Genomic DNA, 19,708 nt, shown 5'->3' with positions numbered 1-19,708 from the left:
TCGGGAGGAGCGCAATGGCGCGCATTGAACTCGATGAGCTTGCCCACAGCTACATGGCCAATCCCAAGGGGCCCGATGATTACGCCCTCAAGCGTATTCACACCACCTGGGACGATGGCGGGGCCTACGCCCTGCTCGGGCCGTCCGGCTGCGGCAAGACCACCATGCTCAACATCATTTCCGGACTGCTCGTGCCCTCGCACGGAAAGGTCCTGTATGACGGCAAGGATGTGACCAAACTGCCGCCGGAACAAAGGAATATCGCTCAGGTCTTCCAGTTTCCGGTGCTTTACGACACCATGACGGTGTACGAAAATCTGGCCTTTCCCCTGAAGAACCGGAAGATTCCCAAGGATCAGGTCAACAAAAGGGTGCATGAGATCGCGGACAGCCTCGACCTCACGGCAGACCTGAACAAGCGGGCTGCCGGACTCTCGGCTGACGCGAAGCAGAAGATATCCCTTGGACGGGGCCTTGTCCGCTCCGACGTGGCGGCGATTCTCTTCGACGAACCGCTCACCGTTATCGACCCGCATCTCAAGTGGCAGCTTCGCCGCAAACTCAAGGAAATCCACAAACGCTTCGAGCATACGCTCATCTACGTGACGCACGATCAGGTTGAGGCCATGACCTTCGCCGACAAGATTGTGGTCATGTACGAAGGCGAGCTGGTTCAGATAGGCACGCCCGAGGAGCTTTTCGAGCACCCCGAGCACACCTTCGTGGGATACTTCATCGGTAGCCCGGGCATGAACCTTGTTGAATGCAGCGTAGCGGACGGCATCGCCAAGGCTGCGGGACTGGAGATTCCCGTCCCCGGCATCGGCACCCGGCGCGCGGCGGAGGCTTCCGGCACGTCCAAGGTCGAGCTGGGCATCCGCCCCATGTACATCGACATTCGTGGCAAGGACGCCGAAGGGCTTGAGGCCAGAATCACCAATGTCGAGGATCAGGGCAGCGCAAAGATCGTCACCCTTGCCCTTGGCGATGCGACCTTCAAGGCCCGCGTGTCCGAGGATCAGGAGCTCCCGGCCGATCACTGCAAAGTGTTCCTGCCGCCGGAAAAGATCAAGATCTTCATCGACGGCCGGCTGGCCAAATAGGGGGGAGGAAACATGCAGCAGAAATGGTCTGACAACCGGGCCTGGTTCCTCATCCTGCCCGTGTTCCTTGTGGTCGCGTTCAGCGCCATCATCCCGCTCATGACTGTCGTGAACTACTCGGTTCAGGACATCCTCGGGCCGGGCATGAGCGTGTTCGTCGGTCCCGAGTGGTATAAGGAAATGCTTCGGAGCGAGCGTCTGCACGACGCCCTGTTCCGGCAGATGACCTTCTCGTTCTGCGTATTGGCCATCGAGATTCCGCTGGGAATCGCCGTGGCCCTCACGCTACCGAGGAAGAAGGGCGTGGCCGCCTCCACCTGTCTGGTGTTGCTGGCGCTGCCGCTTCTGATTCCCTGGAACGTGGTCGGCACCATCTGGGTGGTCTTCAGCCGTCCGGACATCGGACTGGCAGGCGTGACCCTGAACGAGGTGCTGAACATCAGCTACAACTACACCGCCGATCCGGTCCACAGCTGGCTGACCGTGCTTATCATGGACGTGTGGCACTGGACGCCGCTCATCGTCCTGTTGTGCTATGCCGGACTCCAGGCGATTCCGGAAGCCTACTATCAGGCGGCCAAGATCGACGGAGCCTCGCGCTTCGCGGTTTTCCGCTACATCCAGCTTCCCAAGATGCGCGGCGTGCTGCTCATTGCGCTGCTGCTGCGTTTCATGGACAGCTTCATGATCTACACCGAACCGTTCGTCCTTACCGGCGGCGGACCGGGCAACTCGACCACCTTCCTCAGCCAGTTCCTTACCAAGATGGCCGTGGGACAGTTCGACGTTGGCCCGGCGGCGGCGTTCTCCCTGATCTACTTCCTGATCGTGCTGCTGATCTGCTTCGTGTTCTACACCTCGATCATCAACCTCGGTAAAGGAGAGGAGCAATGAGGATAAGAAAACGCACGCTTGCTCTCATCTGTTATCTGTTCTTCCTGCTGTTGCCGATCTACTGGCTCGTCAACATGTCCTTCAAGACCACGGATGAGATCCTCTCGGTCTTCAACCTGCTGCCCGAGAACTTCACGCTGGCGAACTACGCCATGATCTTCACCGATCCCTCGTGGTACAACGGCTATATCAACTCCATGAAGTACGTGGCGCTGAACACCATCATCTCCCTTTCGGTGGCGCTGCCCGCAGCGTACGGTTTTTCCCGTTACAATTTCCTGGGCGACAAGCACATGTTCTTCTGGCTGCTGACCAACAAGATGGCCCCCCCGGCGGTGTTTCTGCTGCCGTTCTTCAACTTCTACCAGACCGTCGGACTGTTCGACACGTCCATCGCGGTCGCGCTGGCGCACTGCCTGTTCAACGTGCCGCTCGCGGTCTGGATTCTGGAAGGATTCATGTCCGGCGTTCCGAGGGAGATCGACGAAACCGCCTTCATCGACGGGTATAGTTTCCCGAGGTTCTTCACTACCATCTTCATCCCGCTGATTCGATCAGGCATCGGCGTCACCGCCTTTTTCTGCTTCATGTTCAGCTGGGTGGAATTGCTGCTGGCGCGCACGCTGACAGCCGTCAACGCCAAGCCCATCGCCGCAACCATGACCCGCACGGTCTCGGCTTCCGGCATGGACTGGGGCGGTCTGGCCGCAGCGGGCGTGCTGACCATGATCCCGGGCGCCATCGTCATCTGGTTCGTCCGCAACTACATGGCCAAGGGCTTTGCCCTGGGTCGGGTGTAGAAGGAAGACGGAGGTACAGTTATGCAATGGATGGTATGGACGCCGGTCACGGCCTGGTTCTTCGTCTTCATTGGAGTCATGCTCTGCTGCATGACCGTGTGGGAGGTTGTTTCCCCCACCGTGGCGCGCAAGGGCTTTCTGCCCATTGTCACCACGAGGGGAGACCGTCTCTTCATCGGCCTGCTCGGCAGCGGCTACATCTGCCTCGCCTGGCTCGGGCTGACGGACCTGCCGCTCTGGTATGGAGTGGGCATTGCCGCCGCATGGCTTGTCACAGTCATGCGTTGGGGGTAAGACAGGGGGAAAAACTGCGGTTTGATTCCGTATGGCCTTTACTGTGGAGGTCGAGCGGATGTTGTTAAGGATGTTACAAGCAACATTCTAACCAGGGAGGATAGGTTATGGTCTCACGTCTTTCCAAATCACACTGGCGCATCGTCGTGACCTTCGCGGTCATGATGGCCTTCATGCTCACCGCTACCGTGAGCTCGGCCGATGACGCCCAGTACAAAGCGGCTGCCAAGAAGTGGGTGGATTCCGAATTCCAGCCTTCCAGTCTGAGCAAAGATGAGCAGATGAAGGAAATGGAATGGTTCATCAAGGCTGCCGAACCGTTCCGCGGCATGGACATCAAGGTGGTTTCCGAAACCATCGCTACTCACGAGTATGAGTCCAAGGTGCTGGCCAAGGCCTTCACCGAGATCACCGGCATCAAGATCACCCATGACCTTTTGGGTGAAGGTGACGTGATCGAAAAGATCCAGACTCAGATGCAGTCCGGTCAGAACATCTACGATGGCTACATCAACGACTCCGACCTGATCGGTACCCACATGCGCTACGGTTTCGTGCTGCCGCTGTCCGACTTCATGGTCGGCGAAGGCAAGGACGTGACCCTGCCGACCCTGGATCTCGATGACTTCATCGGTACCTCCTTCACCACCGGTCCCGACGGTAAGCTCTACCAGCTGCCCGACCAGCAGTTCGCGAACCTGTACTGGTTCCGCTATGACTGGTTCCAGGACCCCGAACTGCGTTCCAAGTTCAAGGAAAAATACGGCTACGAGCTGGGCGTTCCCGTGAACTGGTCCGCTTATGAAGACATCGCCGACTTCTTCACCAATGAAGTGAAGGAAATCGACGGCGTTCGCGTTTACGGTCACATGGACTACGGCAAGAAGAGCCCGGACCTCGGCTGGCGCTTCACCGATGCATGGCTCTCCATGGCCGGTGCCGGCGACAAGGGTCTGCCCAACGGCAAGCCCGTCGATGAATGGGGCATCCGCGTGGAAGACTGCCGTCCTGCAGGCGCATCCGTTGCCCGTGGTGGTGCCACCAACGGTCCCGCTGCCGTGTACGCTCTGACCAAGTACATGGAATGGCTGCAGAAGTATGCTCCGCCGGAAGCGCTGGGCATGACCTTCTACGAGTCCGGCCCGGTCCCCGCACAGGGTCACATCGCTCAGCAGATGTTCTGGTACACTGCGTTTACCGCGGACATGTCCAAGCCCGGCACCCCGGTCGTGGACGAAAACGGCCTGCCCAAGTGGCGCATGGCTCCGTCCCCGCACGGTCCCTACTGGGAAGAAGGCATGAAGCTCGGCTATCAGGACTGCGGTTCCTGGACTTTCCTGAAGTCCACTCCGGAAAAGCGCCTGAAGGCCGCCTGGCTCTACGCTCAGTTCTGCGTTGCCAAGACCACTTCCCTCAAGAAGACCATGGAAGGCCTGACCCCCATCCGTGAATCCGACCTCATGACCGAAGAAATGGGCAAGATGGCTCCGAAGCTCGGCGGCCTCGTCGAGTTCTACCGCAGCCCGGCCCGCGTGGCATGGACCCCGACCGGCACCAACGTTCCCGACTACCCCAAGCTTGCACAGCTCTGGTGGCAGAACATCGGTGAAACCCTGTCCGGCGAAGTGACTCCGCAGGAAGCCATGGATAACCTTGCCGCCGCAATGGACAAGGTCCTTGCCCGCCTTGAGCGTGCAGACGTCCTTGGCGAGTGCGGTCCCAAGCTGAATCCCAAGAAGTCCCGCGAATACTGGCTGAACCAGCCCGGCGCTCCCAAGCCGAAGCTGGACAACGAGAAGCCGCAGGGCGAAACCGTCAAGTACGACGAGCTGCTTCAGGCTTGGCGTGAAGGTCGTGTCCGTTAAGGCACACACCAAGTGACGAATACGGGGAGCATCTTTCGGGATGCTCCCTTTTTTTGTGGCTTGTGGATGCAAGGGTGGTTGGGCTTAACTGTTTCAAGTTGTGGAATAATATCTTGACGCATCGTTAGGGGATAGCGAGGCGCTGGCTGTGAGGCTGTGAGGCTGTGAGGCTGTGAGGCTGTGAGGCTGTGAGGCTGTGAGGCTGTGAGGCTGTGAGGCTGTGAGGCTGTGAGGCTGTGNGGCTGTGAGGCTGTGAGGCTGTGAGGCTGTGAGGCTGTGAGGCTGTGAGGCTGTGAGGCTGTGAGGCTGTGAGGCTGTGAGGCTGTGAGGCTGTGAGGTGCGGAACTAGGCCGTCTCTCTTTGGTGGATCATCGAACTCGCCCGAGATTGAGGGTGGGTGTAGGTCACGGGGCCGGCAAGAAGGGTCGCAAAGCGGAAAAAGGGGCGCCGGTGCGCGGAATGGGGCGTTCCGCGCACCGGCTGAGAGGGGGCTTCAACAGGGTATGGAAAAAGTCCCTACCGTTTCGGATCGACACAACCGGAATACAGGGGATGGGGGGCCGGCATTCCGTAAGGTTGACGTAGTGCGTCGTCGGAAGGGACTGAGTCCTCTAGCTAGAATCCGGGCTGGCTTTCGACTTCGGGCTCGCGATAGGAGCGCTTGTCGTTTCGCTTCCAGAAGGCGTATCCGCAGGCGGCGGCAAAGGCGCAGGCCGCCCAGACGATCATGACCGGGTGCGACCACTGGATGTCGAGCCACCAGTCTCCGCTGGCGTCATGCAGGACAGTCAGGAAGCGACCGGGAAGGTCCATGGTCACAGCCGCGTATTGATACAGCAGCATGAAGCCCATGGACAGGTAGCTGATGGCGCCGAGGCCGACGAAGAAATGCCAGAAAAGCATGGAACGGTTATCCTTCACTGGGTGCCTCCTTTAGTTGGCATAAAAATAGAAACCGACGCCGAGCACGATGATCAGCAGTGCTTCCAGAATGGTCAGCTTGAACATGAAGGCGCAGATGCGGCGCTGCGTTGGGTTCATGCTGAGCATGACCTTGTTCATGAGGAAGCGGAAAAAGCGGTTGCGCCACGTGTCGGCGGTGAAAAGACGGTAGTATTCACGGATGCTGGGCAGCCAGTGCTCGATGAGGTTCGCGACCTGTTCGCGGCTGATGACCGGTTCTTCGTCGCCCGGATCTATTTCGAAGCTCAGGGCGGTGTTACCGCCGCTTTCTTCCGAGCGGGCGCGGATGACGAGACCTGTCTCGCCGAAACGGGCAACCCAGTGGTCCGGGCCGGATTCAGTCATGACGTGGATCGTATACTGGCGGTCCGAAAGAATGTCATCGATGTCGTAAGCCGCGCCGTCCCCGGTTCCTCGGACTGTCTCGCTCTCCGTGATGTGCCAGTGCGGGTTGAGCCGCATGGTCTTAATGGGGTTGAGTTCGTCCCAGAAGTCCTGCTTCCACGGCAGGTTCAGGGGCATCCAGATATTTTCGGTTGGGGTATCCATATTCTTTACTGTATCTCTGCGCGGCTTTTGAGCCAAGTATTTACGGTGCGACGACGAGCGGGCAGGGCAGCAGCGGGTGGAGGTCCTTGGCGGTGACCCGGTCCTTGAAGCCCGGAGCCTGCTTCTTCTGTCTTGCGCCGATGATGAGGACATCGGCTTCGGTTTCGGCTGCTACTTCGGCGATGGCCTCGAAAGGCTTGCCTACCACGCAGGCGAACTTGGGGGAAATATCCTGCATGTCCTCGCGAATGCGTGTGTGAAGACGGTCCACTTCCGCGCTGATCTGTCCTTCCACATAACCGCCGAAGGTGTTGCGGGTGGTGGAAGTGTTGAGCCAGTCGTCGCAGGTCATGTCTTTCCATGCTTCGTTTGCGACGCTGAGTACCAGCAGCTCGGCTCCGGTCCGTTTGGCCCAGTCCGCAGCGAGTGCTTCGGCCTTGCGGGCTCCGGGTGTTCCGTGTGTGGCGAGAAGAATTTTCTTGAACATGCTTGTCTCGTTTGTATCCGGGGGGAGTTCGGAAACTCCCCCCGGGGTTGGGTTACTTTAGACGAGCCACTTGGTGAAAAGCAGCACGACGAAGGTCACAATGAGAACCAGGACGAGGGCGGTCAGGTCTTCGTTCTTTTCGGAGGCGAAGACGGAGAGCGCGCGTTCTTCGTTGTCCTGCTGGTCCTGATCGGAGACCGGGCAGTTCTCTTTTTCAAGCTTCACGTTTTCTTCCATTATTACTCCTCCACTTACTTAAGGACGACGTCCTTGACGAAGTACATGACGACAATGAAGGACAGGGTCGCCTTTGTCACGCCGGAAATGGCGCCCATCACCAGCGGCCAGCCGCCCGCCTGGGCGAGAGACTTGCGGGTGATCTGCATGCCGAGACCGATGAGGCCGTATGCGAAGAACCAGACCATGGCGTCGGTCAGGGTGACGACGGTCTTGGACTTCTTGTGGACCTGCTTGACGGCGTGCTTCAGTGCGGACTTAACGTCGGCGCTGATGGTGAGTTCCTTGCCCTTGGCGCGTGCCAGGATGGATTCGATGCCGCCCATGCGCTTGCGGGCAGTGGCGTCGAACTGTTCCTTGTTGTCGCGGTTTTCGAAGTTACCGGCGATCTGATGCTGCTTCACGAGGTCGTTGTATGCAGCTTCTTCTTCGGGCAGCAGACCTTCGAGCTTGGCGTTCTGGAGCACGGTGAGCTCTTCAGGGGTAACTTCGGTGCGCTGGTTGTAGCTGAAGTCGAGGTACTTACCCTTGTAGTGGCCCGGGGGCGAGAACATGCCGATGGAGGACATGAAGAACAGCAGGAGGAAGCCGATGATGAAGATGGGGAACTTGTCGATGACAACTTCCTTGAAGGACAGCTTCTGGCCTGCGGCCTTACCGAACCAGCTTGCCAGCACCAGAACGATGATGGGCAGGAACAGTACGCGGGTAATGTTAAAGATTTCGCCGACCTTGAGGGTCTTGATGTCCACGGCGTTAAACGCGAGACAAGCAGCGGCGACCTGAGCGGAGTTCAGGATGCCGGTACCGGCCCATGCGCCGAACTGCGTCGGGTTCATGCCGACGAGCTTACCGATGGTCGGGAAGGCGAACATGCAGAGGATACCAAAGCCGAGGATGGTACCGATGGTGTAGGCCATTTCGGAGCAGCGGGCTTTGACGACCGGAGCGCAGGCAACGGTCGCGGACACACCGCAGACGCCCATGCCCGCGGACAGGACACCGGTCATGGACTTGGGCTGCTTGAAGACCTTACCGAGGAACAGCACGAAGAACACGGTTCCCAGAACGAAGAAGCCGATCATCCAGACGGAGACCATGCCGAGCTTGGCGAGTTCCGCGAAGGAGTAGCGTGCACCCAGCAGGATGACGCCCATCTTCAGGACGAAGCGTGCAGTCTTGACGCCAGCGGCGGCAAATTTGGGGATTCCCCAGCTGTTGGTGATGATGATACCGACCAGAATACCCAGGACGACGTAGTTCAGGTTCAGGACCTTGTGGATCTTGAAACCGAGAACCGGCACCAGGGCGCTGGACATCATCGTAACCATCGGCTCGGCGAACCAGCGGATGCCCATGGCGAGTGCGACGATGAACATGATGCCCGGGATCGTTTCCAGGACGAAGATGTCCATGTTCGTCTGGGGCTTGTTCATGCGGCCGGCGCGCAGCATGGCGGTTACAAGTCCGAGACCGCCGAAAGTGAAGCCGAGCACTTCCATGAGGTCCACGGATTTGTGAACGTTGAGGGCCTTGAACATCGGGGTGAGAGCCCCGGTTGCAACAAGGAATCCGTACAGCAGCAGAATGCCGCTGAGGATCCATACGGGGACGTTGCTTGGACGTCCGACATCAGAGCTTGCCATAAATCTCCTCCCCTGAGGGTTTAGGGTTTGAAACAAGGTTGCCCTCCCTTAGGCAAGCTGCGTGCCAACTTTCACATGCTTTCAAGTTCCTGATTTTATTGACTGTGAAAAAAGTGTCCCGCGATGAGTTTGCATACTTTGGTTTGCAGGTGTTGCCCCCTCTATGCGAAGTTGCCCGAATTTTTACCGCTCTTGCCACAAATCAATCCCGGCATTAGTATGAAACCCTTATTCTTCCACTCAGAGGTGTATAGCAGATGACCATATTCAGGCCCCAGACACTGCAGGTGAAATTCCTGCTCGGCCTTGGGACCATTGTCTTCATAATGGGCGTGTTCTTTTCCGCCAGCATGTATTTTCATCTCAAGTCGCTGCTCGATTCCGAAGTTCGCGACCGGGCCAAGCTCGCCCTGGCGCAGGCGGACTCCGTTCAGCGCTATGTTCGCGAGGACCTGCGTCCAAAGATGTTCAGCGTGTTGCCCAAGGATGAATTCGTCATTGAGGCCATGAGTTCCTCCTTCATATCCAGAAGCGTCATGGACAGGGTGGCGCTGGAGGACTCGGAGGTGCTGTACCGCCGCGTCTCCGTGAATGCGCGCAATCCCGATTACGAGGCAAGAGGGCTTGAACTTGAACTGCTCGACAAGTTTCGCCAGAGCCCGGAACAGGAAGAGTGGGAGGGCTACCGCAGAATTGGTGAGGACGAATATTTCATAACCGCCCGGCCCGTCACCTTTTACAAGAAATGTCTGCACTGCCACGGCGAACCGGAAGAGGCGCCTCAGGTGCTCCTGGAACGGTACGGCAGGGAGCGCGGTTTCGGTCGCGAGGCAGGCGCCATCGACGGTGTGGACCTCGTGGGATTTCCCGTGGATGACGCGGTCACGCAGATTCGCGACGCCACCGTCGGTTATATCGGCATCTATGGCGTGGGCATGATCATGTTTTTCGCCGTGGTGCAGGTCTTCTTCAACAGGTTGGTATCCGCGAACCTGAAACGGCTGACGCAGGTTTTCCGCGATCGTTTCGGCGGCAAGGATGAAGTGAAGGCGCTTGAGCGCATGGAGCATTCGGACGAGATCGACGAAATGGTCCATGGCATGGAGGAACTGGGCGATCACCTGCTTTCCGTGCAGCAACAGCTTCGCGACAACGCAGCCAACCTTGAACGAACCGTGGCCATGCGCACTGAACAGCTCAGCAGGGAAGCGTTTGAACGCAAGGCCGACGTTACGCTTTTTGTGCAGCTCATTGACGGTCTGAACCGAAGCCAGTCCAGAAAGGAAATGTGGCGTTACTGCCTGCCGCTGCTGGCCCGGCGGTTCGATGCGCGGGGAGCGCAGTTTACCTGCATGCTGGCCTCGCAGAACCGTTATGCGTGGCCCGAGGAGCAGGAGCATCCTTCACTTCCGGAAAACTGGAAGGATGTTTTGGTGGAGGGCGAGCCGTTCCTCGGCAGCCGATTGGCCTTTGTGCCGGTTGGTGCAACCTCTACCGCCTCGGAAGGGTTGCTCACCCTGTGGTGGGATCACGACATCATTTTTGAGGACAAGGATCATGATATCATGCGCGCGCTGGGCACCCAGCTCGGCATCGCCATGGAAAACCTCGGCGCATTGGACAACCTGTTGCGTCAGAAGGACATGCTTCAGTCCATCGTGGAGGGCATAGCCGACCCGCTGCTTCTGCTGGAAGGGTCCTGCTCCGTGGTGGTGGCCAACGCCGCAGCGAGAGCTCTGGCCGAAGAACTCGGCGGAGCCGGCGTTTCCGAGCTTCTGCCTGTGCTGTACGCCCGCAAGGGTGAGGACTGCCCGTCCGAAGCGCTGCGGCGCAGACTGAAATCCACGGAAGAGGTCTCCGTGGACAACCGCCAGTTCGTGGTAGGATTCTATCCGGTGGCCGACGACTCCCGTACGGTTGTCTATGTGCGCGAAGTCACCGCGGAACGGCGCATGATGGCCCGCGTTCGTCAGAGCGAGAAGCTCGCCACCGTCGGACGTTTTGCGGCCGGGCTGGCACACGAGATGAACAACCCGCTCGGTGTGATCAAATGCTACGGCGAACTCTTGAAGAACGGACCGCATGGCGATGAGAATCGCCGCGATGCCGACGTTATCCTCAAGCACGCCACTCAGGCCCAGAACGTGTTGCGTGACCTGCTGGACTTCGCCCGTCCGGCCAAGGGTGAAGAGGGCGGTGAAGTGGATTTGGCCCGCTCGGTGGAGGACACCGTGAACGTGTTGAGCGTGCAGGCCAAGGATCGCAACATCGACGTGTCCGTGGAGGTGGATCCGGATTTTTCGGGTGCCTCGGTTGACGGGCAGGCCCTCGGACAGATACTGGCAAACCTCTTCAACAATGCCATGCATGCCGTGGTTCAGGATGGCAGCATCCGGTTCCGGGTTTTCCGGGACGAGCAGGGGCGGCCATCTGTTCAGGTCCATGATTCGGGCCCCGGCATCCCGACCGAGATTCTGGACAGCGTGTTCGAACCCTTCTTCACCACCAAGGAAGTGGGCAAGGGGACCGGCCTCGGCTTGGCCGTGGTCTACGGGCTGTTGCAGGACATGGGCGGAAGCATCGAGGTCGCCAACGATGGCGGCGCGGTGTTCACCATACGTTTCAACAAGGCGCAGGGCGCCAATCAGGATACAGTGAATGGCTAACGACAAGACAAGCATTCTCGTTGTGGACGACGAGCCGGACTTCGCGAGCGGCATAGCCCGCCTGCTGGAGAGCCGCTACCCGAATGAACGCATCATGGCCTGCCATTCCGGTGCGGAGGCACTGGAATTCATGGAGGACCTGCCGTTCGACGTGGTCATCTCGGACCTCAAGATGCCCGAAATGGACGGTATCGAGCTGGTGGGACGCATCCACGACCAGTGGCCCGGAACCACCCTCGTCATGCTTTCGGCGCATGGAACCATCGAGCAGGCGGTGCGCGCGCTAAAAATGGGTGCGTACGACTTCCTCACCAAGCCGGTGGAGCCGCAGGCACTGTTCCGTGTGGCGGAAAAGGCGCTGGAAAGAAGCCGTCTGCTGGGCGAAAACGAGCGACTCAGGAGTCTACTGGCCTGTCGCAGTGAGACGGACTGCATTGTTGGTGACAGTCCGGCCATCCGCAGGTTCAAGGATTCGTTGGCCGCCGTGGCCCAGTCCGATTATACCGTCCTTATCCTCGGTGAGTCCGGCACCGGCAAGGAACTGGCCGCTCGCGTCGTGCATCGGCTGAGTTCCCGCACTGAGAATCCCATGGTGGCGGTGAACTGCCCGGCGATTCCCGAACATCTGCTGGAGAGCGAACTCTTCGGCCACGTCAAGGGAGCCTTCACCGGCGCAGATCGCGCCAGAAAGGGCCTCTTTGTCAACGCCGAGGGGGGCAGCCTCCTGCTGGACGAAATCGGCGATCTGCCCATGGGACTGCAAACCAAACTTCTCAGGTGCCTTCAGGAGCAGGAAATCCGGCCGGTGGGGGCGAGCAGAAACGTTCCCATCAACGTGCGCATTCTCGCCAGCACAAACCGTGATCTGGAAGAACGCATGCGTCAGGGCGAATTCCGCGAAGACCTGTATTATCGGCTGAACGTGCTCACCGTCACCGTGCCGTCCCTGCGTGAAAGGACCGAGGACATCCCGCTGCTGGTGCATCACTTCCTGGACATGACCTGTGCGGAACTCGGAACCACACCCAAGGAGCCGACCCCCGAAGCGCTCGGATATCTCTCTGCCCGCCCGTGGCCCGGCAACGTGCGTGAATTGCAGAACTTCGTGAGGCGGCTGGCAGTCTTTGCCGCGGGCGACCGCGTGACATTGCCCGTGGTGCGCATGGCGGAAAATGGTGTTTCCGGCGATGGACCGGGTGAGCTGTCGTCCTACAAGGAAGCCAAGGCCGCGGTCGTGGACGATTTCACGAGGTCTTATACGCGGCGTCTGCTGGAAGCCACTGGCGGCAACGTCTCCGAAGCTGCCCGCATAAGCGGCCTCAGCCGCGTCGCTCTTCAGAAGATTCTCAAACGCGTGGATCTCTCCCCGGACCGTTTTCGCTAAAAAACTCTTTGCTTGACCTGCGCCCCCTCTCCTGTATTGGTTAAAGAAGGAATGATTCCCACCAGGAGGGGGCCATGGTCGGCATTCGCGAGGAGCAGAGCTTCAGCGGAGAGGGCAAGCGACAGGTTTACCTGTCATGGGTCTTTGCGGCCGCCCTGTTTTTCTCTGTTCTTTTGCTCTTCCTTTTCAGTGCCTACACCTCTTACCGGGCCGTCAATGAAAGTGCTCGCCAGAATCTTCGTTTCATTTCCAGCATAGCCGCAGGGCAGACCGAAAAGACCCTCATGAGCATCGGCGAGGTGCTCAACGGCCTGATCAGCGTGGCTGCGCTGCTTGAAGATACGCACAACCGCCATGCCGCGCACGACGATCAGTTCAGTGCGCTTCTGCGTCAGTACAGGCATGCCAATGAGTACCTCATGGACTTGGTCGTGGCCGATCCCGACGGTAATATCCTGCACTGGAGCGGTGACGGAGTGCCCCCGTATGTGGGGGACAGGGATTATATAATGGTCCACCGCATGGACCATGACGACCTGTATGTGGGCAGACCCCTGCTTTCCAGAGTGCACGAGGGCAACTGGTTCTTCGGGGTGAGCAAGGCGGTCCGCGCTGACGACGGAACAATCGATGCCATTTTCGTGGCCATCGTCAACGTTGATGCCCTGCACGACATGTACAGCGGTCTTGAATACCCCAAAGGAGCTACGCTCCTCGTGACCACGGACGAAGGAAACATAATCACCCGCATCCCGGGACACGCCGCCCTCGTCGGCAAACATTACGACTTGCTGCAGGAAATCTATGAAACGTCCCATTCCTCGGGGTCATTCAAGATTCGTTCGCCCTTCGACGGGCAGCTGCGCATTGTCGGTTACAGCAAATTGCAGACGCTGCCGCTCATGGTCTTTTCCAGCTTTCCCGAACAGGAAGTGATTGCTTCATGGAAACGAGACACCATGTTTCTCGGTCTGGCCGCGCTGGTCATGCTGGGGGTGGTGGGGGTGCTGAGCGTGCTGCACATCAGGGGGCAGGCCAAGCTTCATAGGTTGGGCAGGCAGCTTGAGGTCATGGCTTCCACCGATCCCTTGACGGGGTTGCTCAACCGGCGCGTGTTCATGGCCGAGGTCTCCAAGGAGTTTGAACGGGTCAAGCGTTACGGAGGCGCACTCGCTTTTGTGATGCTGGACATCGATCACTTCAAACAGGTCAACGACAGATACGGTCATGAAGTGGGAGACAGAACGCTCGTTTCCATTGCCGAACTGCTGGAGGCGTTGCTTCGCAGACCGGACATCGCCTGTCGGTTCGGTGGCGAGGAATTTGCGCTGTTGTTGCCCGGAACAGGGCATGCCGGAGCAATGAACGTTGCGGAAAAGCTTCGCGACGCCATTGAGCGGTTGCGTCTGAAGAACGGGGAGGGCGGCGTGCGGGTGACGGCCAGCTTCGGCGTTTCCTGCGCCGGGGAAGCCGATCTCACAGCGGACGAAATGATATCAAGGGCCGACGACAGTCTTTACGAGGCCAAGCGGGCCGGGCGCAATCGGGTCTGCTGCGTCGAAACGGTCAAAATTCCCTGATCATCTTCCGAAGGGTCGCTTCGAACGCTTCAAGCTCTCCTTCACTCAGCCCGGCGGTCAATTCCTCGGTCAACTGCAGGTGCAGGTCGTCGTGTTCCGAGAAAAGAGCTCTGCCCGATTCGGTAAGGGCTACGATGATGGAACGACGGTCCGTATCGTGCGGTCGTCTTTCGACCTGTCCGTTCTTCACGAGGCGGTCGATCATCACCGTGAGGGTCCCGGTGGTGACCCCCATTCTTCCAGCAAGCTCCTTCATCCGCATGGGACCATTGGCCCCGAGTATTTCCAGCGTGTGCATCTGCGGCAGGGTCAAACCCTTGTCGCGCACCACGCCGTGTTCCCACGAAGAAAGGCGTTCGTAAAATTCGACTATCAGATGGCTGAGTTCGTGCGTCATGCTATTGCTCCTGCTCCGTCCATGTAGAAGGAATACAGGCCGAAAGCAACGGTCATGACTCCGGCGGTGCGCATGATCATGGTTTCGATCCAGGGCTTCTGGAGCGTTCTGATGAGCTCCGTCACCTTGAAGATGGCGTAGATGACTCCGGCGAGGGCGATGCCGGTGCCGATGGCGTATGACCCGAAAACAGCGGTGGATTTGAGCACGCTGCCGGAATCGATTGCGTAGGAGTACATGATGGCTACGGTGGGGCAGGGGACGATCATGTTTACGAAGCCAAGCACGGCCAGTCCGTACACTGTTGATTTTCTGGCGGAAAGAGGTTTGTTGCAGGAACATCCGTGGTGATGTTCGTGTGCATGGTGGTCGTTATGGTCATGGTGCGCATGTTCATGATGGTCATCATGGGAGTGTTCGTGATGATGGTGCCCGTGACCGTGCTCATGATCATGGTCATGGCTGTGCAGCAAGTGTGGTTTCCATATGAGGATTCCGCCAAGTACCACAAGCACTGATGCGGTGATAAGGTCTGCAATGTGGCGGGTGCTTTCCGGCAATCCCGTGGAGAGCCAGCCAAGGGCTATGCCGATGGCAAGGCATCCTGCAGTCGTTCCCATAATGAACGCGGTGGTCAGTTTGGTAACACGCCAACCATTGGCGTCTCCCGTGACGAAGGGGGCAAGCACGAGCCAGGAGTGCCCGCAGGGGTTGACGCCGTGTATCAGCCCGAGAACCAGACTGGACTGAAGCGCGACGAAAAGCATGGTATCGAATTCCATTTCGGCTCCCGTTTAGTTTGAATTTCAAAATTAACTGCCTTCATAAATTTTGAATGTCAAGCTATTTTCCTCCGGGAGTGTCTGTGTGCTCCACGAGCAGAAAGCCCCCTTTTATTGCGATGGATTATATGGTGTTTATGCGTGGGGCGTGAGAGCCGCGCGGCGCGAAGGTTTCGATTTCGATCTCGTCCGCCGGGGGCTGTTCAAGGGAGTTATGCAGGAAATGGCTTGCGTATTCTGTTTCGGTCGGCTTGGGGTCGGTAAAGGTGCGGCAGAACATCTCTCCCCAGTTGGTGGCATAGATGACTGCAAGATCACTGATGTGCTTGAGTTCAAGGGGCTTGCCGAGGTTCACGATCAGAAATGCCCGGACGACCCGTTCCGTCTTGAGCCCTTCGTCGAGGTCTCCTTCGAACGTGTCGTCATACGGGAAGAAGTCGTACATACGCGAGAGAAGCTGTTGCAGGTCCGTGGTGGCAACCGGGGCGATGCTTCTGTCCGCCTGGATGAGCATCCCCGGCCGGAACAGCCGGTTGGCGACGAGCCATGCGGGAAGGACGGCCGGATTGGTGTGCCCTTGCAACTCCTGCATGTTCCGTGTGGCGGTCTTGCCCTGCGACTGCGCGCCTCTCACCTTCCAGAGCGGGCCACCTGTCTTGCGTCGTTCCACCTCGAAGCGAAGCACCGAGAATTTGTCCAGCCCCACGTCAATGAAGGGAATGCGCGGAATCTTGTTCGGCTTGCGGGCAAAGTTGGCCATGATGCGTCTGCCGAGCCGGGTCAGGTCCTCGGGCGTGATGAGCGAGGCCGTGTCCCCGGTCCGGTTGATCATGGAGTGGATGCGCCGGTACGCGGTGGTCATGAAGTCGCTCACGGCATTGCCCGCCTCCAGCGACTGCGAGAACGTCCACGGCGCGTTGTCGCAGGTGACCACCTCGGGAGCGACGTAGCCGTTGCCGAAGAGCAGCTCCACCAGACTGTGCGCCTCGGGTGTTGCCGGAAGGTTCCGGAAATAGGGCAGGGTGCTGAGGTCCGCCTTGAGCAGGAACGACTCTGTTATGAGCCGGGTGGCTCCGTTGTCTCCACGTTCGCCATAGAGCTCCTTGAGTTCCAGATACATGGCTGCATAGGGGTCCACGCGTCCTGACCCGGCCTCGCCATCGAAGAGCCGCTGTTTGATGAGGTCTGCAAGCGAAAGTTTTTCCGAGTGAGTGGAGTAGCGTTCAAGCAGGCCGAGCTTCATGACGGACTTGAACGGCGAGTGAATGGCCTTGATCATCTGCCACAGGGCTGCACCGAAGAATTCGCCGGGCGGGATCTGGCGCAGGTGTCCCATATCCGTCATTCTGGGAGTGCCCCCCAGCGGATGGGCCGTCGCATGTGGCACGGTCGCGGCGTATCGGCCGTCCGTGAGACCGGGGTCGGTCAGCCACCAGACTGGATTCTTTCCGCTCAGGCGCAACGCGGTCCGGTAGAACTCTTCCTTGAGGAGAATGGCCTGCGCCGACCCGGAGCTCTCCGAGTCGCTCAGGCCAAAGCGGTTCTCGCGGACGTCTTTTTCGCTCATGATGAAGAAATGTGTTTCCAGCGAGAACTCATCCCACGCCCATGCTTCCAGTGAGCGGCATTTCAGCTCCAGCCTTTTCAGCGCTTCCCTGGTCGTGCTTTGCGATTCGACCACGAGCCAGCAGTCGAGATCGGACGATGTGGTCTGCGCCACGCTGCCCATGCTGCCCATGGCGTACAGGGCAGAGATGACGCCTTGTGCCTTGCCGGGCTCGGAATCCGTGTGGCCTACCGCGCTTTCCACGGTGGTCGTGGTGGAGAGGGTCGGCGCATGGCCCCAGACCCGGAACGGGGCGGCAGGAATGTCACCGATGATTCGCTCAAACACGTCGGATTGGAGCAGTTCAGGGAGGATGTTCAGGAAGTCGCGCTGATCCGGGAGCATCTTGCGAAATGCGCTCGCAAGGCGTCGTTCGTTGTTGGCCAGCAGCAGTTCTTCGCGGCGGGAAAACTGAAGATGGCGTGAAAGTCTGATCAGTGCCCGTGCGGCCACTGCACACCCTTCAGGACACCGGACCGCCTGAGGAGGACGCGTGGACCCCCTGCGTATTCGGCCTTTGACGGTGTTGATGTATGCTTCCAGCAGGAAGGAGTGGGGCGTGTCGCTGCCGTCAACCGTAAGCCCGCCGCCGATGCAGTCGTGAAAGGACGGGTTGATGAAGGCGGTTTCGTGAATGCCCGCGTTGGCAAACGAACTGCCGACGTGCTCGCTGCCCGTGGAGGTGCACTCGGCGAAAATGGCTCTGGCAAAGGTGTTGTAGCGGAAACTGTTTCCGGAGAATCTGCTTTTGCGAAAATGGGTTGCCCCAAGGCTTGTTTCGCGGACATGGCAGCCGGAAAGGCTGAAGCCGACGGCGGCTACGCGCTGCATGTTGCACGCTGTCAGCGTGCAGTGTGCGAAGGCTGTACGGTGCATGCTCGCGCCGGACAGGTCGCAGTCCTCGAACGTGCAGTTGTTGAAGGAGCAGTTGCAGAACCGAGCTTCTCTTAATGATACGCGAACAAAGGTGCAATTGCTGAACCGGCACCCCGAAAAATGAGTTCCCTTCAGCGACCAGTCGGTGAAGTTCGAGTTCTCGAAACTGCACTTGAGGATCGTCGAGTCGGGAGCAGTGCAGGCTTTTCCATGATATTTGGATACGGTCCGCCCTTGCAGGACCTGCATGGGTATGTCCGACTCACGACTTTTTGCGCCTTCAAAAAGACGTTCGAGTTTGCGGTGTTTGCCTTCGCGAAAAACGCGGTCGAAAAGCCCCTTGCGCTCCGGAACTTCCGTGCGGCAGCGGCCGGGAGAGTGAAGGGACGGTTTCGCCTGCTCGCGCAGTTTATCGACGAATGGGGTGAGTTGAGCGACCTGCTCCGGAGCGCGTGAGGACTCGAACGCCAGAGCCCTGGATAATTCAAAGGGGATTGCCTCGGCTGCTGCGGTGAAGGCTTCGGAAATGGCGGTGGCCCGGTCTTTTCCCGAGAGGGCTTTGAAGAATGCTCCGAGTTCTTCGGGGGACAGCATTACGGCAGCACGACAGGCGTCCATACCGCGTCCGCCTGCATGAAGCCGCGCCAGAACCTTTCCGTTGCCGGGCAGGGCTGAAGTGGCGAGCATGAGGGTCGCCATCCTTCCGGCGGCCCCGCCCGCCTTGATACCGGCCTGCGTCAGCTGTTTTCGATATGGGTGGCTGGCCGGGAGAATTCTGTCCGCAGCCTCAAGCAGTTTCGTGTCGGGCGTTTCGCCCTTGAGTGAATCCTGCAGGGTCTGCTGGGCCTGTTGATCCGAGCCCTGACCGCCGAGGCCCAGAATGGTCTGAGCCTTGCGTTCGGCCGGTTGCTGCGCACTCAGGGCGAGCCTTCCGACGGACATGGCGAGCGGATGTGAGACCACCCTCCCGATGCTTCCCAACTGTGCAAGCCATTCGGCAACCTCGCCGGCTTCATCCTTGCGAATGCTGCCAACCAGCATGTCTGCGGTTTCTCTTGCTCCGCGGGGCATCTCTTCCACGCCTTCGGCCAGCATCTCGTCCGCGATGTCCATCCGCGTGGAGATGGAGAGTGAGCCGAGCATCCCGGCAAGTTCCGTGGCGGAAATCGATCCGGAGCGGACATGGCGCCCAGCCAACATTCGACCGAAAGGGCCCATCTCGCACAGGGTTTCAAGGACGTTGCGTGCCAGTGTGGGCATGCCGGTCCGGGCGCGAAGAACGCGGTGCAGCACAAGCGCGGCCTCGCCCTTGAGCAACTCGGCGCTTTCATCGTCCTTTCTGCGGGCGAGCTTGGCTATGGTGCGCGCCTCGGCACACAGAGAGGCTCCGTCATCGTTGCCGACGAGGTCCTTTGCCGCCTGAAGGGCGTGTATGCGTTCCATGTACTCGGCGCTTTCGGGTACCATCGATCATTCCTTATGCGATTGCCACATAGTGCCCCGCAGGGGCGGGCATGTCAAAACCCAATCCGCACGCAAAAGGCACGAAACCGTTGGCATCGGTAGGTTAAACTGCCGT

16 protein-coding genes are annotated in these 19,708 nt (G+C 59.1%); 8 read left to right on the top strand and 8 right to left on the bottom strand.

Going from position 1 to position 19,708, the window contains the following annotated elements; translation table 11 throughout:
• The first annotated feature begins 14 nt into the window (after nt 1–14).
• From B149_RS0113115 to B149_RS0113095, 5 genes are all read left to right on the top strand, one after another.
• The gene (locus tag B149_RS0113115) at nt 15–1,103 is read left to right on the top strand and encodes an ABC transporter ATP-binding protein (RefSeq protein ID WP_018125624.1); all 1,089 of its coding nucleotides are present in this window, start codon (nt 15–17) and stop codon (nt 1,101–1,103) included.
• 12 nt (nt 1,104–1,115) lie between these two features.
• Nucleotides 1,116–1,997: a carbohydrate ABC transporter permease gene (locus tag B149_RS0113110; RefSeq protein ID WP_018125623.1), complete on the top strand. Its 882-nt coding sequence runs from the start codon at nt 1,116–1,118 to the stop codon at nt 1,995–1,997.
• On the top strand, nt 1,994–2,797 hold the full coding sequence (locus B149_RS0113105) for a carbohydrate ABC transporter permease (RefSeq protein WP_018125622.1): 804 nt from the start codon (nt 1,994–1,996) through the stop codon (nt 2,795–2,797). Before B149_RS0113110 ends, B149_RS0113105 begins: the two co-directional genes overlap by 4 nt.
• Before the next feature lie 21 nt (nt 2,798–2,818).
• On the top strand, nt 2,819–3,091 hold the full coding sequence (locus B149_RS0113100) for a DUF2160 domain-containing protein (protein ID WP_018125621.1): 273 nt from the start codon (nt 2,819–2,821) through the stop codon (nt 3,089–3,091).
• Nucleotides 3,092–3,198: 107 nt separating this feature from the next.
• Nucleotides 3,199–4,956, top strand: a complete 1,758-nt coding sequence (locus B149_RS0113095; RefSeq protein ID WP_018125620.1) for an ABC transporter substrate-binding protein — start codon at nt 3,199–3,201, stop codon at nt 4,954–4,956.
• Between the two features lie 615 nt (nt 4,957–5,571).
• Here the strand turns inward: B149_RS0113095 and B149_RS0113090 are convergent.
• The 5 genes from B149_RS0113090 to B149_RS18045 are packed head-to-tail and all read right to left on the bottom strand — an operon-like array spanning nt 5,572 to nt 8,838.
• Nucleotides 5,572–5,877: a hypothetical protein gene (locus B149_RS0113090; protein ID WP_018125619.1), complete on the bottom strand. Its 306-nt coding sequence runs from the start codon at nt 5,875–5,877 to the stop codon at nt 5,572–5,574.
• A 12-nt stretch (nt 5,878–5,889) separates the two neighbouring features.
• Nucleotides 5,890–6,468, bottom strand: a complete 579-nt coding sequence (locus tag B149_RS0113085; protein ID WP_018125618.1) for a hypothetical protein — start codon at nt 6,466–6,468, stop codon at nt 5,890–5,892.
• A 40-nt stretch (nt 6,469–6,508) separates the two neighbouring features.
• Entirely contained in the window at nt 6,509–6,955 is a 447-nt protein-coding gene (locus tag B149_RS0113080; RefSeq protein WP_018125617.1) for a universal stress protein, read from the bottom strand.
• Between the two features lie 57 nt (nt 6,956–7,012).
• The gene (locus tag B149_RS0113075) at nt 7,013–7,192 is read right to left on the bottom strand and encodes a hypothetical protein (protein ID WP_018125616.1); all 180 of its coding nucleotides are present in this window, start codon (nt 7,190–7,192) and stop codon (nt 7,013–7,015) included.
• 14 nt (nt 7,193–7,206) lie between these two features.
• Entirely contained in the window at nt 7,207–8,838 is a 1,632-nt protein-coding gene (locus B149_RS18045; RefSeq protein WP_018125615.1) for a YeiH family protein, read from the bottom strand.
• A 257-nt stretch (nt 8,839–9,095) separates the two neighbouring features.
• Between B149_RS18045 and B149_RS0113065 the strand changes: the two genes are divergently transcribed.
• From B149_RS0113065 to B149_RS0113055, 3 genes are all read left to right on the top strand, one after another.
• On the top strand, nt 9,096–11,504 hold the full coding sequence (locus B149_RS0113065; RefSeq protein ID WP_018125614.1) for a c-type heme family protein: 2,409 nt from the start codon (nt 9,096–9,098) through the stop codon (nt 11,502–11,504).
• Complete coding sequence (locus B149_RS0113060) at nt 11,497–12,888, top strand: sigma-54-dependent transcriptional regulator (protein ID WP_018125613.1); 1,392 nt, start codon at nt 11,497–11,499, stop codon at nt 12,886–12,888. The genes B149_RS0113065 and B149_RS0113060 overlap by 8 nt, the downstream gene beginning before the upstream one ends.
• A 74-nt stretch (nt 12,889–12,962) precedes the next feature.
• A complete protein-coding gene (locus tag B149_RS0113055; protein ID WP_018125612.1) occupies nt 12,963–14,468 on the top strand; it encodes a sensor domain-containing diguanylate cyclase in 1,506 nt (501 codons plus the stop codon).
• Here B149_RS0113055 and B149_RS17235 read toward each other — a convergent pair.
• The 3 genes from B149_RS17235 to B149_RS0113040 form a co-directional block, all read right to left on the bottom strand.
• Nucleotides 14,455–14,865 carry a MarR family winged helix-turn-helix transcriptional regulator gene (locus tag B149_RS17235; protein WP_018125611.1) on the bottom strand — a complete coding sequence of 137 codons (411 nt, stop codon included), beginning with the start codon at nt 14,863–14,865 and terminating at the stop codon, nt 14,455–14,457. The genes B149_RS0113055 and B149_RS17235 overlap by 14 nt on opposite strands.
• Nucleotides 14,862–15,647 (bottom strand): urease accessory protein UreH domain-containing protein, encoded by a 786-nt coding sequence (locus tag B149_RS0113045; RefSeq protein ID WP_040372841.1) that lies wholly within the window; start codon nt 15,645–15,647, stop codon nt 14,862–14,864. Before B149_RS0113045 ends, B149_RS17235 begins: the two co-directional genes overlap by 4 nt.
• Nucleotides 15,648–15,771: 124 nt before the next feature.
• Nucleotides 15,772–19,596 carry a class I adenylate cyclase gene (locus tag B149_RS0113040; protein WP_018125608.1) on the bottom strand — a complete coding sequence of 1,275 codons (3,825 nt, stop codon included), beginning with the start codon at nt 19,594–19,596 and terminating at the stop codon, nt 15,772–15,774.
• Between the last annotated feature and the right edge of the window lie 112 nt (nt 19,597–19,708).

Source organism: Desulfovibrio oxyclinae DSM 11498, assembly GCF_000375485.1.
GTDB classification, from domain to species: Bacteria; Desulfobacterota; Desulfovibrionia; order Desulfovibrionales; family Desulfovibrionaceae; genus Pseudodesulfovibrio; species Pseudodesulfovibrio oxyclinae.
This window is presented reverse-complemented; position numbering and strand designations above follow the sequence as displayed.